The sequence below is a fragment of the Flavisolibacter nicotianae genome (assembly GCF_003628535.1).
Classification (GTDB): Bacteria; Bacteroidota; Bacteroidia; order Chitinophagales; family Chitinophagaceae; genus Flavisolibacter; species Flavisolibacter nicotianae.
The window spans coordinates 24,701-38,631 of record NZ_RBCI01000004.1; the positions used below are offsets into that span (position 1 = coordinate 24,701).

14 protein-coding genes are annotated in these 13,931 nt (G+C 47.7%); 12 read left to right on the forward strand and 2 right to left on the reverse strand.

Going from position 1 to position 13,931, the window contains the following annotated elements:
* Positions 1–2: 2 nt before the first annotated feature.
* From D6024_RS11870 to D6024_RS11925, 12 genes are all read left to right on the forward strand, one after another.
* A complete protein-coding gene (locus D6024_RS11870) occupies positions 3–3,176 on the forward strand; it encodes a type I restriction endonuclease subunit R (protein WP_121354855.1) in 3,174 nt (1,057 codons plus the stop codon).
* A gap of 11 nt (positions 3,177–3,187) precedes the next feature.
* Positions 3,188–4,216, forward strand: coding sequence for a hypothetical protein (locus D6024_RS11875; protein ID WP_162944727.1), 1,029 nt, complete (start codon positions 3,188–3,190; stop codon positions 4,214–4,216).
* 19 nt (positions 4,217–4,235) lie between these two features.
* Entirely contained in the window at positions 4,236–4,928 is a 693-nt protein-coding gene (locus D6024_RS11880) for a M48 family metallopeptidase (protein ID WP_121354857.1), read from the forward strand.
* Positions 4,929–5,092: 164 nt separating this feature from the next.
* Positions 5,093–5,425: a hypothetical protein gene (locus D6024_RS11885; protein ID WP_162944728.1), complete on the forward strand. Its 333-nt coding sequence runs from the start codon at positions 5,093–5,095 to the stop codon at positions 5,423–5,425.
* Positions 5,426–5,591: 166 nt separating this feature from the next.
* A complete protein-coding gene (locus D6024_RS27610; protein ID WP_394338467.1) occupies positions 5,592–5,690 on the forward strand; it encodes a M48 family metalloprotease in 99 nt (32 codons plus the stop codon).
* A 1,128-nt stretch (positions 5,691–6,818) separates the two neighbouring features.
* Positions 6,819–7,997, forward strand: a complete 1,179-nt coding sequence (locus tag D6024_RS11895) for a hypothetical protein (RefSeq protein ID WP_121354860.1) — start codon at positions 6,819–6,821, stop codon at positions 7,995–7,997.
* Between the two features lie 266 nt (positions 7,998–8,263).
* Positions 8,264–8,536 carry an ArsR/SmtB family transcription factor gene (locus D6024_RS11900; protein WP_121354861.1) on the forward strand — a complete coding sequence of 91 codons (273 nt, stop codon included), beginning with the start codon at positions 8,264–8,266 and terminating at the stop codon, positions 8,534–8,536.
* A 193-nt stretch (positions 8,537–8,729) separates the two neighbouring features.
* The gene (locus D6024_RS11905) at positions 8,730–9,062 is read left to right on the forward strand and encodes an ArsR/SmtB family transcription factor (protein WP_121354862.1); all 333 of its coding nucleotides are present in this window, start codon (positions 8,730–8,732) and stop codon (positions 9,060–9,062) included.
* 36 nt (positions 9,063–9,098) lie between these two features.
* Positions 9,099–9,311, forward strand: coding sequence for a hypothetical protein (locus D6024_RS11910; protein ID WP_121354863.1), 213 nt, complete (start codon positions 9,099–9,101; stop codon positions 9,309–9,311).
* Positions 9,312–9,315: 4 nt separating this feature from the next.
* The gene (gene tcmP / locus D6024_RS11915; protein WP_121354864.1) at positions 9,316–10,491 is read left to right on the forward strand and encodes a three-Cys-motif partner protein TcmP; all 1,176 of its coding nucleotides are present in this window, start codon (positions 9,316–9,318) and stop codon (positions 10,489–10,491) included.
* Complete coding sequence (locus D6024_RS11920) at positions 10,491–11,195, forward strand: DUF5131 family protein (RefSeq protein ID WP_121354865.1); 705 nt, start codon at positions 10,491–10,493, stop codon at positions 11,193–11,195. Before tcmP ends, D6024_RS11920 begins: the two co-directional genes overlap by 1 nt.
* A gap of 136 nt (positions 11,196–11,331) precedes the next feature.
* A complete protein-coding gene (locus tag D6024_RS11925; RefSeq protein WP_121354866.1) occupies positions 11,332–11,943 on the forward strand; it encodes a hypothetical protein in 612 nt (203 codons plus the stop codon).
* A 10-nt stretch (positions 11,944–11,953) separates the two neighbouring features.
* Here the strand turns inward: D6024_RS11925 and D6024_RS11930 are convergent, their stop codons facing one another.
* Together D6024_RS11930 and D6024_RS11935 are read right to left on the reverse strand one after the other, a co-directional pair.
* Positions 11,954–12,595 carry a hypothetical protein gene (locus D6024_RS11930; RefSeq protein ID WP_121354867.1) on the reverse strand — a complete coding sequence of 214 codons (642 nt, stop codon included), beginning with the start codon at positions 12,593–12,595 and terminating at the stop codon, positions 11,954–11,956.
* A gap of 59 nt (positions 12,596–12,654) precedes the next feature.
* Positions 12,655–13,770, reverse strand: a complete 1,116-nt coding sequence (locus tag D6024_RS11935) for an EVE domain-containing protein (protein ID WP_162944730.1) — start codon at positions 13,768–13,770, stop codon at positions 12,655–12,657.
* Between the last annotated feature and the right edge of the window lie 161 nt (positions 13,771–13,931).

A 13,931-nucleotide genomic window follows, 5' to 3' on the forward strand; every position in this document is an offset into this window, starting at 1 on the left:
CCATGGCCCACTCACCCGAATACAAACACAGTGAGCAACCCGCCATTGAGCTGTTCCAGGCCATGGGCTACCAGTATTATGACGGCAGCACCCATGACGAAAGGGCCGACATCACAGAGGTGATCCTGCGGGAGCGCCTGCTCTCGGCCATCGTTCGCATTAACCCCTGGATTGATACCAGCAACCTACACAAAGCCTTTGATCGGATCACAGGAGTGCAGGGTGCGTCGCACATGGAAATCAACCAGCAAATCTGGGAACTGCTACGCGGTCCCAGCCACACCGTTAAACAGGTATTTGGCGGAAAAGAAGAGTTCAGACCCGTTTCCTTCATCGACTACCTGAACCCAGCGAACAATGACTTCCTGGTGGTAAATCAATTTAAAGTCTACGGCCGCACGATGAACTCCGTTCCCGATCTGGTGGTGTTTGTCAACGGCCTTCCGCTGGGTGTGATCGAATGCAAAGCTCCTGGTGCACAGGGAGCGTTCGACAAAGCCTACAGCGATTTGGATTTCTACCAAAAGAACTCGGAGAAACTCTTTCACTTCAACCAGATATTGGCGGGTGTCTTTGGTGTCGGTGGACGGTATGGTGCTATAGGCTCACCGCAAGCGTTTTATTCGGTCTTCAGGCTGCGGAAAGGTGAAGGCCCCGCGGGTGTAAAAACCGAGCAGGATAAGCTCCTGTATAGCCTCTTTGAAAAGGAGCGGCTGCTGGACATCATCCGACACTTTGTGCTCTTCGAACTGGAGGAAGGCCGCGTCATCAAAAAGCTACCACGGTACCAACAGATCAGGGCCACCAACCGAACCATCGCCAAACTCCAGCGCGGCGAAGGTGGTGTCATTTGGGCGACTCAGGGCAGCGGTAAATCGCTAACGATGGCATACGTGACCCGCAAGCTACAAGCCCCTGAATACGGGTTCCAGAACCCCACCGTGCTGGTGATGACCGATAGAAAAGATCTTGACCAACAGATCACCACCACTTTCCGCAACGTGGGCTTTAAAAACGTGGCGCAGGCTACATCGGTGAAACACCTGGACAAGCTGCTCCGAAACGACTATGGTGGGATCATCATGACCACGCTGCAAAAGTTTCAGGAAACAGAAGCGGAAGCGGCTGCGGGTGATGAAGATCAGACAGCACAGGAAGAGCACGAAAACGTATTGGTGCAGAAAGAGATCAAAGACGGGGTGCTCACCAAGATCACCAAGGTGCTAGTGGATGGAAAATGGGTAGAGAAAGAACGTGAAGAGATCGGCCTGGAAGAACTCTCCAAAAAAGAAAACCTGTACGTGCTCGTAGATGAGGCGCATCGTAGCCAATACGGCTTCCTTTCAGCGTTTATGCGCACCGTACTGCCACACGCCAAGTTTGTGGCCTTCACGGGGACACCGCTATCCAAAGAAGATAAGTCCACCCTGGCGGAGTTCTATGGCGGTGATTACCTGGACGTCTACACCATCAAAGAATCGGTGGCGGATGGGGCTACCGTAGAACTGTTGTATGATGAGGGGATCGCAAAGTTGGATATAAAGAAAAAAGAACTAGACGCGGAGTTTGATGCCAAGTTTGGCCACCTCTCCGATGAGAAGAAAAACCTGCTCAAACAACACGCACTCAAAAAATACCAACTGTCACCCGAACGGCTGACCGATATTGCAAAGCACCTGCTAAAACATTTCACGGAAAAGATCTTTGCCAATGGTCACAAGGCCATGCTGGTCTGCGACGGGCGGTTCGCGGCCATCCGTTACAAACAGATCTTTGAACAGTTGCGAGTTGAAGGGGTGCATAACTATGACATCAAGGTGGTGGTGAGCATCGGCTCGCCTAAGTCGGATGACATCGCAAAAGAATATTACGAGACGCTGACCTGGAACCGTGAACATCCTACCGAAAAGCGGCCCATCTGGGTGGTGGCCCCTGAAGACATCAAGACTGGCACCGATGATTTCAAACTCCCGTACGGTGATGAGGGCGCAAAAGAAAAGTCGGGGAAAAAGAAGTACGACAACACGGCCATTCTGATCGTCTCGGATATGCTTCTTACAGGTTGGGATGCACCCATTGCTTCCTGCCTGTACTTGGATAAGCCGCTGAAAGAACACAATCTACTTCAAGCTATTGCCCGTGTAAACCGCAGCGGCAAGGGTAAGCAGGCTGGCTACATCATGGATTATTACGGTGTGACCGAATACCTGATCCAGGCGCTGGAGATCTTCAGTGGGGACCTGAAACGCAGTGACATTCTCAAAGATATTTCCGAAGAGTTGCCCCGTCTGGAGCTGCACCACACGCGGCTGGTGGACTTTTTCCGTCCCATTAAAGTGGACCGCACCTATGATCGCGATGCGTTTATCGAGGAAGCGGTGCTCCATATCGAACCACAGGACCTGCGGGATCAGTTCAAAGACCTCCTGAAAGAGTTCAACAAGTCGGTGGCCATCGTGCTACCGAACAAACGGGCCATGCGTTTTGCAGCCGACTTCAAACTGTTTAACGAGATCAGGCTTCGTGCCCGTAATGCCTACCCCGATGATGAAGAGCTGCGGGTCACCAAAGAAGAAAGCAAGCTCCTTCAGGGTATAATTGACGAGCACCTGAAGTCTCAGGGGATTGAGAACCTGTTGGAAGAACCAGTGTCCATCATCGACAAAGAAAAGTTTAAACAGGAGATCAAAAACGCCGCTCCTGCTACCCGTGAACTGAAGATGCGGAACAATTTGAAGCACGTCATCAAGGTGGGATTGGATAAGAACCCAGACTTCTACAAGCCGCTGGCCGAGCGCTTGGAGGAACTGCTGAAGCTGCGCAAAGAGCAGCGCATTACGCAAACGGAACTGCTGAAAGCCTACGCAGACATCCAGGATGACATTGCTGGCCACAAGACAGAGGGAGAAGAAAAGGGGTTCACCACGGAGCGCCAGCGGGCGGTGTATGATTCAATGAAAGCTGTGTTCGACGGAGGTGCCGATGATGCCACCCGAACCCTTTTTGACCTGATCGGCGGTGAACTCAATATCGTGGGGTGGGAAGAGAAAACGATGGTTTGTAAGGACATTGAGGTTAAGCTCACCCGATTTCTCACCACCGCGAGGTTGGACCGTGCAGCGGCGAAGGCCAAAGCAATGGAGTTAATTGACGTTTTAAAGCGAAACAAAAATTAGATATGACTGGAATGTCAAAAGAAGAAGGGATCAACCAAGTGATGGGTGGGAGACATGTAGTTATTCTGGGTGCTGGAGCAAGCATCGCTTCAACCATACATCGACCAGAGAAATCAGGGAAACGCTTGCCATCGATGGATAACTTCATCGACGTTGTCGGCATGCAAGACATTGTAGCGGAAGTGCCTAAAGAGTTGTTCGCCTCGAACTTTGAAAAATTGTTTGCAAATCTGCACAATTCAGGTTCTCCCCTGATTAAAAAAGTAGAGGCCCGTGTGCATTCTTATTTCAGCGATATGACGTTGCCCGACCAGCCGACTCTTTACGACTATCTGATTTTGTCATTAAGAAGCAAAGACCTGATTGCAACTTTTAACTGGGATCCTTTTTTAGTTTATGCACATTGGAGATGGCAAGAGTTTACGAGAAATTTGCCAAGCCTCGCATTCTTACACGGGTGCGTAGCTATTGGATATAGTGAAGAGGATAAGCTATCTGGCCCAGCAGGTATGTATGCAAGACGAGATGGCGGTTACTTTGAACCGACCAAACTGCTCTATCCAATCGAAAAAAAGAATTACACGGACGACGAATTCATCTCAGGAGAATGGGAACGAGTAAAAGCCTGGCTTAGTAAGGAAAGCGGATCGGTCAGAGCAACCATATTCGGTTACGGCGCTCCAGTATCCGATGTAGAAGCGGTTTCTCTTTTAAGTGACGCTTGGGGTAGCAAAGACGAAAGAAATATGGAGCAGTTTGAAGTCATTGATATTACCCCAGAAAATGTGTTGAGGAAACGGTGGGGACGTTTCATCCACACTCATCACTACGATATTACAAATAATTACTTTGGGTGCTCCTTAGCGGTAAACCCACGTAGAACATGCGAGAGCTACTTTAGCCATTACCAGCCTTTGACTCCAAGCGAAGCATTCCGTCAGAACAATCCAGTTCCGAAGGACTTTGAAACATTGGAGGAATTGTGGGAGTGGCATAAGCCGCTGATTGCTGCTGAAGAAAGGGCTGGTGAGCAGGATTAAGTTTTAAAACCAGATAAGGATGCGTAGTGTGCGGTATGGTTCACAGGTAATCACTTACTCCATCCAGGAAAGAGAGGGGCTGAAATCGCATTATATCACCGTAGAGAAGCATTCGGGTGTGGTGCTGAAGGGAAAGGCTGTTTCGGGTGATGTGGCCGACCGCCTGATTCTGAAAAAAGCAAAATGGATAATTGAAAAATTGGCGGTGGTGAAAGCGGTTGCCCATGACCGTATCACCACAGGATCTCGCCTTCCATACCTGGGCAAAAGCTACTATGTGAAGCTGGTGGTAGACCCAACGGCGGCAGGGGTTGCAGTGGCATTCACCCACTCGCAGTTTGTGATCACCCTGAGGTCGTTGGATGTTGAACAGGATGAGATCCTGAATGCGGTGAACCTATTCTACCGTGCACGGGCGCTGGAGAAGCTCCCACCACGGGTGGAGAAGCTGGCCCAGAAAACTGGGTTTACCTACCAGGGCCTCCAGATCCGCAAAATGACTAGGCGCTGGGGAAGTTGCACTGGACGGAACAGGATCATCCTGAACGCCGACGCGATAAAACTGCCGTATTCCCTGATAGACTACCTGATCGTTCATGAACTTGTCCACACCAGAATAAAAGACCATTCAAAAGCATTCTGGTCCCTGCTCGCTCGATATGTCCCCCAGTGGAAAGCGCTCGATGAACAAATGCGGGAATTGAAGATGTAACAAACGAAAGGCTCTATACTTTTTAAAAGTTTCGTTCTCAAAAACTTTAATTGCATTGGACGATGTTTCTGTGGAATCTATGTCCGTATCCGTGAGGAATCAGCTGGTAATTCAAAAACCCAATATTAACTTTGGATACATCAAACATTATGTAACTATAAAATGTGAAATCAAAAATGGGACGAGCAAAACAGCAAATGATGGATGACGAGGTGAATGATGATTTAGTTGAATTTTTAAGAATCCTTTCAGAAAGAGAAGAGCTAAAAGGAGCGTTGAATGGAATTGCAAAACAAGTCATAGCAAAAGGTGCTGATTCCATGAGTGACAAACAACAAGCTGTAGTGGAAAAATTCGTTGAATATTATAAAAGCAATAACGAATGCCAGAGATGTGTGAATGGCAATGTTTCAAAGTTGACAGATTATATTGAAATTGCTGATGAAGGTCTGTGCCCGATGTGCCAGTATGATAAAGAACAGCAAATGAAAGATTGATAGGCAGAATTCTAATAATGCAGCCCAGAAGTATGTTATTTGTTGAACACAAACCTGTTATAGTATGTGTTCAACGAGGAACAAAATCATCATAAACGAATTGCTGCCGTAAAACTTCTGTATGCACTGATCGGCTAACTGGTTAACCATAATCTTGATTCACACGGTGGACAAAAGCCACTCCAGGGCATTCTGGTCGCTGCTCGCCCGATATGTTCCCAACTGGAAGGTGCTCGACGAGCGGATGAGTGAATTGAAAATGTAACTGTCGGCACAGTTTACACTGTTCTACCTGGTTGAATACCGTTGGGGTGACATTCACCAACCAGAGCAAATAGGCGAAGCCTTCATGGCCAGCTTGGCTGGCATTAGACTGGGTTATCTTACATGTGGTGATCTTGTTGGATGTAATCTGTGTTAAACCCCGCGCCACACCAGCGCGGGGTTGGATGCGTGATAACGTACAACTATACCTTCTGAAAATACCCAGACAGTTGGTGCCAGCTGCGCTGCGTTGAAATGATGAGAAAAAACACTCCAACCGCTTCGCTGGTTGAACTGGTTTCAGATCCTTTTCTCCTGATGACATGTGCAGCCCACGCCCGACAAGCGTGGGGCTGCAACAAGGTTTAAAACAATTAAATAGAATACACCTTCAACAACACCAGTTGGAATGAATCTTTTCTTCAACCAAGGTAAACCAAGTATCATATAACCTTTCAAAAGGAAAAGAGAATCCTCCTTCCGTAAGGTAAACTGTGTTCTTAATCAAGTAGAGTTAATAGAACATGGATTACCTTGGTTGTGAAGCGATCCTGGTAATTTGTATGTTTCAAAAAGAAGAGTCAGAAGAACATAGTTTACCTTGGGTTAATTGTGTTGAAATGTTACAGGTACATGGATTACCTTAATGGGATTCCATGTTGGGTTATCGGTACACAGATTACTTTGGGTATACGCTTTACCTTACTACAACGGGGCGAGCGCTAGTCTGATACATGGTTTACCTTGACTGAGACAACCATCTCTTCAACGTTGCGGGGGAATAAAGGTTTCACTGTCAATTATAAATCCTTTGATTTCGATCCTGTTTTCTTGGTTTTTGGGTTTTGGTTTCCTATTATTATACAAATCGCAGCAAGCGCCAGACCAGGCGTTGCAGATGTGGTAAGCCAGAGAACTGGAGGTCAGACAGCCTGGTAACTTTTACAGCTGAACAATTTTTGAACTTTCGATTTCGACACCATACCTATGGATGTCGGATCACCGATACTGGTTACGGTGGGTGGCTTTAGCCGATCCATTTCAACGCCCACCGAACCTTTCTCCCTCCAGACGGGAGAGCACCTGAAATGGGTTGGGGAGAAAAACTAAAATTCAAAATCCTATTGAAATGGACCGTACCATCACCCAACTTGGTGCCATAGGACCTGTGGCCACCTTCCAATCAACCTACCTGGCGCAGCAAGCAACGGGTGTCAACCAATCAAACATTTCTAAATGCCTCAGGGGGAAACTCAAAACCGCAGGTGGATACCGCTGGCGGTATGACCACGATGGTGATGACCCCACCGCCACGCAGCAGCAAAAGAAAGAGTTCTGGCTGTGGTCCTTCGTCAATTTGGAAGACCAGCTGGCGGAGATTATTGTGGCCGATTACAGCGCTAATCGCAAGCGGAAACGCAGCTTTGATCAAATCCACAGCCTATTGCCAAAATATCTGTACTTCCCACACCAGCTGATTGAAGCTAAAGACTACACAAAGGTGATCCATTCTCACACATATGCGGAGATCACCGCCGACAGCCCCACCAACTTCCAGAAGGTGGTGAATGCCTGGAAACAACTGGGTGTCGTTGAGATCACCCGCGACAACATCGAGACCATCGATGAGGAAGGCAAAAAGTCATTCACCACGCGGGAGTACCGATTAACACCTGGTTTCCAAAACGCCTTCAAAAAGCAACGATTTTTTGATGCGTCTTATGGCACCATGATCACCGATCTTATTGCTTACAACCACGGTGGTGGTGAGAACAACGCACGGCGCAAACGACGATCCCGAAAGAAACAGGAAGGACAGCATCCAGATCAAACATCCGCCGTGCGAAACCAGCTGGTAATGCCTTCTAATCAACCTTTCCCAGAAGAAATGGTAGCCACGGAGCCAGCAGTTCCCGAAATGACCAGGAAAACAGCTTTTCATAACATACGGTATGTGTTGGGTGATAGTGACGAATCACTGTTCAGGCTCTCTGACGCGGTAGCGGAGAGGGCCATCAAAGAAGAACTGGAGATGCATCCTATGGCGCAAAAACACATGGATGCGTTGTTGTACTGGTTGCCAGCTTACCTGGACACCGAGTTTTTGCCAGCAAAACGCAGGTACGAGGAAGAGCCAGAAACAGAGCCTGAACCATCAACAACACCGCCTCCGCCACAAATACGCAAGCGGATCTCAAACGAGGAGTGGGAAATGAGAACGCTGCGGCGGTTGGTCAAAAAAGAAGAGGAAAAAGAAGCGGCGGATACGGAGTACATCACAATGTCGTTTGGTGCGTTTGACCTGTGACAGTGGTGAAAGAAACAGCCTTTTTGCATCAATTTTAAGGCGTTTTACCGAGTGATAGCTCATCAGGGAGGACTTGGTTGCGAGAGTGATTACAGTGGCTTTACGGGGCTAAAAACAACGCTGAAGATGGTATCGGAGCCGACTTACATGGAGTGAGTTGGCAAATAATAGTAGCGGTCATACAGAAAACATAGACATGTTGTTCAACATTACAGCAAAAACATAGTTTTTTTATGTACATCTGGCTTTGGAGATGTATTTAGGGTATGAGCACAAACAAATGGGACACTCCCCTTACCACCACCTTGTTCAAAGCGTTAGCCAATCCGAAACGGATCACCATTCTTCTTTACCTCCATGCCAGTCGGTTCGCTACCAATAAGGTAATCACCAAATACACGGGTATTCCGCAACCGCAGACAAGCGCGGCAATGAAAGCGCTCCTAGCGGCGGAATTGGTCACCAAAGAAAAAGTGGGTACGCAATGGATTTACATGGTCGGGCCTGTCTGGGAAAAGGTTAAGTACCTCATTCTTTAGTAAAGCCTACCCCCCATACTCCCACGGGAGCCGCCACGGTGCCCCTATTGAATGCGGCTTTGTACGGATCAAATACGAAATAAAGCGCCCGTTCTAATTCTTGGGGTAACAGAACATGGTGGACATAGGTTCATCGATATATTGCCTTGTGTCAGTCTTTTCATCGCCAACGGACTATTTATGGTAAAACACTATGGGACTTACCAAACAAGAATTCTTTTCACCTGACGAAAACTACACGGCGGAGATATTCCGCACTCTGGCGCATCCCTGTCGCATCCGCATCATATCAACGCTGCTGTTCAACGAAAGCAGAACGGTGGGCGATATGACAGAACAATTCAACGGGCTTACGCAAAGCACCATTTCAGAACACATTCGCCAGTTGAAGGAGGCGGATCTGATCACGGGTAAACAGGTCGGCACCACCATCAGGTATAGCCTGAACAGGGCCATATGGGAGCATTACAAGTGGGTGTTGGCCGCCGTGGGCAATGACGCCGAATTGATGCTATTGTATCGGTAAAGGAAAGTTTTCTACCTTTGCTAAAATTATTAGCAGATGCCGTACTACCGCATCACTATCTTTTATCATGACGGCTCCAGCGTCAGGGGCATTCGGCCCCACCTGAGCTATGATATAGACTTCGTGGTGCGGTATTTTACCGAGCAAGTGAAGATGAAGCCAAACAAACCTGTGGACGACATCGAGGTGGTGATGGTGCCGAAAACGGCACCCGATGTACGTAAATACATTTCTCGTCATGTAAAATGAAGCCATGGCTACCAGATTGAATGATTATGGGTTAAATTTAGGCATGCCAAAACCTAACTCGCAAACCAACCTGTATGACCATTCCGAAGCGAAGGTCACCCTCTACTCCAACTATCTCTCCATCTACCTGAATGTCCTGCACCGTGCAAACATGAAGCGGATTTACCTGTATGATCTGTTCTGTGGTGAGGGCGTATATGATGATGGCGGTAAGGGTAGTCCGATCATTGCTCTGGAGTGCATCAAAAATCATTTCTATGCAAACGGCCAGTCATGCCCTAACGTCTGTGTTACTTTCAATGATGCGGAAAAGTCTCAGATTGAACCTGAGAAGTGGAAAGCGGAAAGGGTGAAAGAACTGGCCCAAAACATTTTTGTTCCAGACACGGTGCAAGTTGGGAATACCAAAATTGAGTACCAAACACTAATCAAAAAGGTAATTGAACGCTCAAACCAGATGGGGGAAAAAGAACGGGCGTTGGTATTCATCGATCCATGGGGGTATAAGGAAATCGATCCCGAAGACATCAAACACCTGTTGAGCAACAGTAAAACAGAAGTAATTTTGTTTCTGCCCATTTACTTTATGTCAAGGTTTGTGAACAAATCAAAAAAAGATCTTGACTACAAAGGTGGTGAAGCTCTCCGCAGGTTTTTAGGTAAGCTGTATGGTGGGTTGGATAGGGTGCCGCACGTTGAAAGCCAAAAGAAGTTCATTTACCAGACGCAGGAACAATTTAAGAATTACCTGGGTGTACGATACGTTGACTCCTTCAAAATAGAACGTGACAACGACAATAACTGGTTTGCCATTTATTTCTTCACCAACAGCGAGAGAGGTTTCGAAAAAATGTTGGAAGCCAAATGGCGGGTTGATAAGAAAAGAGGTTCAGAATTCAAAGCAGGTGACAGCGTGGCGCTGCCCATCTTCGAAGAACGTGAAGTTGCGGCATATGATCAGAAAGTTCTCAAGCTGATACAGGAAAACGCGGGTGTAACGAACAGGGATCTGAAGAGGTTTGGTTTAGAAAATAATTTTCTACCGAAGCACACAAAGGCGGTGTTGGACGATCTGCGAAAGTATCATTCGATAGAAATTACTGCCCTGGATGGCAAACCAGCCACCAGTTATTACCTGGGAGATGATGAACGATTGGTTAACATTAAATGTAAAAGTTAATGGCGCAATCATCGATTGAGTGGACCGAGATGACATGGAACCCAACAACAGGCTGTAATAAGGTTTCTGCGGGCTGTAAACACTGTTACGCAGAAGTAATGACCAGGAGGCTTAAAGCTATGGGTGTGGAGAAGTACCGTGATGGATTCGAGCTGCGGGTGCACCCCGATGCGCTCACGATCCCGTACACTTGGAAATCGCCGAAGGTGGTATTCGTCAATTCTATGAGTGACCTCTTTCATAAAGACGTGCCGCTGTCGTTTATTCAACAGGTCTTCGCGGTGATGAACGATAACCCGCAGCACGTTTTCCAGGTGCTCACAAAGCGGAGCGATCTGCTCCCGAAATACAGTGGCCAGCTGAAGTGGGGTCACAACATCTGGATGGGCGTATCGGTGGAGAACCAGAAGGTCATGAATCGTATCGACGACCTCCGTGGCACTGGAGCGCGGGTGAAATTCTTGTCGTGTGAGCCGCTGATCGGGCCACTCCCCAACATGAACCTCACAGGGATCGACTGGGTCATCGTTGGTGGTGAATCTGGACGTAAACCACGGCCAATGAAAGAAGAGTGGGCGCTTGACATACTGGAGCAGTGCAAGGCCGCCGACGTGAAATTCTTCTTCAAACAGTGGGGTGGAGTAAACAAAAAGAAGGCTGGGCGGCTGTTGCTGGATCAAACCTGGGATCAAATGCCGTGTTGATTGCTTCCGATCTGGATAGTTAACATTTGTTGTTTCATCGTTGATCTACATCCATTTCCCCAACTTTCTGAAATGCAGTTGTTGTATACAGCCAGTCGATAAAACATTATTTGTGGAACTTTTTTAAAGCTGTTAAATGGGGGTTACTCTACATACGAGTTTACATATTGAATACAAGGGGCGTGAGAGTATTTTATGGCAGCATTTTGCTAAAAAGAAACTAGGTTACGATAGTAGACTATTTAGCCAATTTAATAGAAAGGATCCGTTTTCGAATCTTCATAAAGAACTGCAACATTTGAGGGGTGTTCCCGAAGATGCCACATATCGGACACTCAGAGACTATACTCTTATCGTCGATGACCAAAGAAGACATCCCGAAAGCATTCCAAGTGAACAGGCTCAATGGTTGGTTGAAGGACTAATTTCAGTGCCTGTAAAAGCCGACAGACTGAAGCGTTATGAAAGTCTTGGTATTACGTTTATAAGCAAACCAGAATGGCAGTATGCACACTGGCTTAGTCATATTGAATTTTTATCTCTGCTTATAGCAGTGTTTGGTTACAAACACCTAAATGACAAGGCAAAATTGGGTATGTGGTGGGATATTAAAGATATATTGAATTTTCATGACCGTTCGGGAAGAGATACAAGAATCATATTTTGGTTTAGTTCTAGACGTTACAACGATTCTTTGCATAATGCATTTTTGCACCTTCGTTACCCTCCTCATTACGGTGATCGCTAAAATGATAAGATCATCGAAATGCCCACAGCACCTGGTCGATTTTCCGCGGTGTCCAGAAGTTTGTGTTGAACCGCTGGTTGTTTTCTTGGGCCTTCCTCCGCATGATTTCCGCCAGCAATATTCCTCCCCGCAGGGTAATGTTGTTCCCGTTGACCCTCTTTAATTTTTCCTCTTCAGGCAGGTCGGGGATCTCGCGGAAGGCCTTCACCACGAATTGGTCAACAGTGCCATACCATTTTGGATACAAAAGTGAAAGGAGGCCCGAAGCGCCTGAGTAACCCAAACCTGGGATCGATCTGGCCGTTTCAAGACTGCCGTCGATGTCACGATGATCCAGCACCAGTAGTTGCTCTTTGATACGAGACAGGTTTGTAAGACCGTTTTCCTGTACGTATTCTTCCAAACACATTCTGGTGGTGGCGAGACGGTTTTTGGCCGTGTATTTCCAAACAAAATATTCGTCGTGCAGGAATTCAAACCAGCCATGTTCGTCCTGGGCTTCAACTTCTCTGATGTCCAAGGTGTCCATTCGCTGCTCCAGCGACAGGTTGGCTGGTTGGACCCGCGTCCAATACAGCGACAGGGCATCCTTCCAGCGCGTCTCATCGCCCGAATACCAGAGAGTTCCGATGGTGAAATCTGTATTGATCATGATAGAAGCAGTGAACCGAACCACCTTTTGTGTGGTGGTAATCGATTTGTTTAACTAAACTAATATGCTGACTCTTCCGCGTATTCCGTGTACTCATCCAGCACCGTGTCGGACATGTGCTCCAGCCTTCTTTCTTTTGAGAGTTCCATCACCGACTCGTAGGAAATAAAGGTGCAGGACTCTGAAAGCGGCCCTTTCTCCAAAAATGCAAACACAGGGCGGGTGATCTCCTGAAGCACCTTTTCTTTACGTTCGGGTGGGGCCTCGATGTGGGCTGCGATGTTTACGTTCGGCTGAAGGGCCATAAGATCGGCCATGCGCAAGATCCCCGAATAAATGGAGGTTGTGTGTTCCACTTCAAACGCCCTGACAATAGATCGTCCCTTGATCCACAGGACGTCGATGTTTTCGATGGTCTTCAGGGTCGCATCGTCATAGTTCAGCGGTAAGACCTCCAGCAGACAAGGTGATTTGGGCTTCCAGTGTTCCAGGACGCGCTGGCGGTCACTTCGTGGTACCCAGAGCTTCATTCCCATGCGTTCACCGATTTCAGCAAGGAGCGCTTGGATTTTTATGGATTCACGGGTGTTCTGTGCAGGCTGTTCTGGTGACGGAAGACTTTCTTCGGCTGTGGGTATGGAGACGGTTACCTGTTTTGCGTCCTGGGTTTTTACAGTCGCAGTTTGGAGCTTTTTTTTGTCCTGGTCAGAGATTTCAAATCGCGTCGGGGTCGCCTGTTGCTGCATGAGAATGCGCTCCAGGTATTCGCCGTCCTGATCCAACATTCTTTTCAGGCTCCCCCTTACCGTACCTGTCCATGCAGAGCTGCCTTTTGGGAACTTGCTGGTGAAGGACAGGTGGTTCCATGCAATGTCTTCTGCGTTCGGCACCGCAAGGTCCAACGGGAGACAAACAACAGGCTTGACATGGAAGCGAACGATAAAAGGGTCGTTAACATCGCTGAAGATAGGAGTGCCATCAACAAAACAGGGAGACGTTACTTCAAGGATCGCCGCCCACCGCGATAATTTGGTTACGTAAGCGATGAACTTGTCACCTGGTTTAACGCTGGCGGCGGTAGCCTTTTGCCGCTCGCTGAAGCCTGTAACGGTTTGGCCTGATTTCAGGAATCTATCGTAGGTATCGGGAGAGAACAGGTTGAGGTAGTAAGCCATGTGGAAAGCATTGTTTTGGAACGGAAATATATAGAAAACCAAATGGTTTTTAGCTGTTTTTGAGGCGGGAATATAGTATCGCAGCTCATAGGGCTGTTTGCAAAGGTGCGGATAATTAGAAGGCTACTACTTCTGAGGCAGCGGTGGGTCTTTTTTGAGGG

Excerpts from the sequence above, each read along its gene's own strand:
- D6024_RS11870 (WP_121354855.1), top strand. The coding sequence starts at position 3 with ATGGCCCACTCACCCGAATACAAACACAGTGAGCAACCCGCCATTGAG.
- D6024_RS11875 (WP_162944727.1), top strand. The coding sequence starts at position 3,188 with ATGTCAAAAGAAGAAGGGATCAACCAAGTGATGGGTGGGAGACATGTA.
- D6024_RS11880 (WP_121354857.1), top strand. The coding sequence starts at position 4,236 with ATGCGTAGTGTGCGGTATGGTTCACAGGTAATCACTTACTCCATCCAG.
- D6024_RS11895 (WP_121354860.1), top strand. The coding sequence starts at position 6,819 with ATGGACCGTACCATCACCCAACTTGGTGCCATAGGACCTGTGGCCACC.
- D6024_RS11900 (WP_121354861.1), top strand. The coding sequence starts at position 8,264 with ATGAGCACAAACAAATGGGACACTCCCCTTACCACCACCTTGTTCAAA.
- D6024_RS11905 (WP_121354862.1), top strand. The coding sequence starts at position 8,730 with ATGGGACTTACCAAACAAGAATTCTTTTCACCTGACGAAAACTACACG.
- D6024_RS11910 (WP_121354863.1), top strand. The coding sequence starts at position 9,099 with ATGCCGTACTACCGCATCACTATCTTTTATCATGACGGCTCCAGCGTC.
- tcmP (WP_121354864.1), top strand. The coding sequence starts at position 9,316 with ATGGCTACCAGATTGAATGATTATGGGTTAAATTTAGGCATGCCAAAA.
- D6024_RS11920 (WP_121354865.1), top strand. The coding sequence starts at position 10,491 with ATGGCGCAATCATCGATTGAGTGGACCGAGATGACATGGAACCCAACA.
- D6024_RS11925 (WP_121354866.1), top strand. The coding sequence starts at position 11,332 with ATGGGGGTTACTCTACATACGAGTTTACATATTGAATACAAGGGGCGT.
- D6024_RS11930 (WP_121354867.1), bottom strand. The coding sequence starts at position 12,595 with ATGATCAATACAGATTTCACCATCGGAACTCTCTGGTATTCGGGCGAT.
- D6024_RS11935 (WP_162944730.1), bottom strand. The coding sequence starts at position 13,770 with ATGGCTTACTACCTCAACCTGTTCTCTCCCGATACCTACGATAGATTC.